This is a genomic window from Pseudomonas avellanae BPIC 631 (assembly GCF_000444135.1).
Lineage (GTDB): Bacteria > Pseudomonadota > Gammaproteobacteria > Pseudomonadales > Pseudomonadaceae > Aquipseudomonas > Aquipseudomonas avellanae.
This window is the reverse complement of record NZ_ATDK01000023.1, coordinates 1-1,249: the sequence shown is the minus strand read 5'-3', so window position 1 is coordinate 1,249 and position 1,249 is coordinate 1. Positions and strand designations below refer to the sequence as shown.

Below are 1,249 nucleotides of genomic sequence, written 5' to 3'. Positions count from 1 at the left end.
CTTAGAGTTGAGGACGTCGAGCCATTCTGCCATTTTTTGTCCCAGCTCGATCCTGAACCGAAGAATATCTGGAGACTGTTCACGTGACGTCTGTAGCGAATCCTCGAGCGTAAGAGCAATATCTCTTCTTTTTAAAAGTTCAAGATGAGTATTTTTTTGCTGCTCGGACTTTTCTAATTTATTCTTTTCTAATCCAAGTTCAAAGATTTCCGAAGAAATCCTGCTGATAGCCTCGATGAAAATTTCAATCCCAGCCTCCCGCTCTGCCAGACCTCTTTGCTGGGCCAGTTGCGCGATTTGCGATTCAACAAATTTTTTCTCGGTGGATATAGCCTCCGACTTTTGTATATTAGACGCAGTGGAAATCTCGAGATCCTTGATCTGATCTTTTAGGTAAAGCAAGCTTTTTCCATACGAGTCTGCGCTCACCATGAATATTCCGCACGATGGTGAGGTACATATGTCAGAGAATGAAATAAAGGCTCTCTTGGCCTCTTCATTCAGGTTCAGTGTCTCAATCTCACTCTGTATTTCTTCACGTATTTGCGTTGCACTGGAGATTTTAGAGTCGAGAGCAGCATCTTCCGATTGCAGCTCACGATGCCTTCTTCTCAAGTTGCCAATAACATAATCTAAACTTGAAATTGAATCGCTTTTTATATCTTTAGATTTTTTGAGGTCTTCGAGACGAGACTTTAATTCGGCGATGAGTCTGTCAACATCTTCGATCTTGCGACGGGGTGATGGAAGATCTTGAATAATACGCTCCATCAACTTACGACTATCAACGATTGTGGCATCAAGGTAAGCTAGGTCTTTTTTGACTTCAATCGCTTTTTTCTTTTTGTCGTACGAGTTCTGCGGAGGAAAATTAGCAGCTAATCTAACCATCTCTGAGAATTGGTTTTTTATAAATCCTGGTCGCGGAGGTGCATAGTATTCGGAGTAGCCTTGATCTTGATCAAGATAAAAAAGAGGCAGCAACGCCGAAAAATATGGGGTAGTTGGGGTGTTACCGTTTGTTATAAGTCTGTCACTTCTTAGATTAAGTGATTTTAACATGAACCTCGAAAAGTCATCTTCATTGTAAAAGCGATTGACGGTTTCCTCACCAACCCTAACGGTCAAATCGAAAGAGTCGCCCATCATTCGGTCTAAGGTGAATCGCTTCCCCATGAGGAGCAGTTTTAATCGCGCCATCTTGCAGTTTCTGACGATGTCGTCCCGAAACTGAACATGCAGCCCAAGG

1 pseudogene is annotated in these 1,249 nt (G+C 42.5%); it reads right to left on the bottom strand.

What is annotated here, in order from left to right:
- Nucleotides 1-1,200: pseudogene (locus DW49_RS1000000129025) on the bottom strand (hypothetical protein); the annotation flags it as partial.
- Between the last annotated feature and the right edge of the window lie 49 nt (nucleotides 1,201-1,249).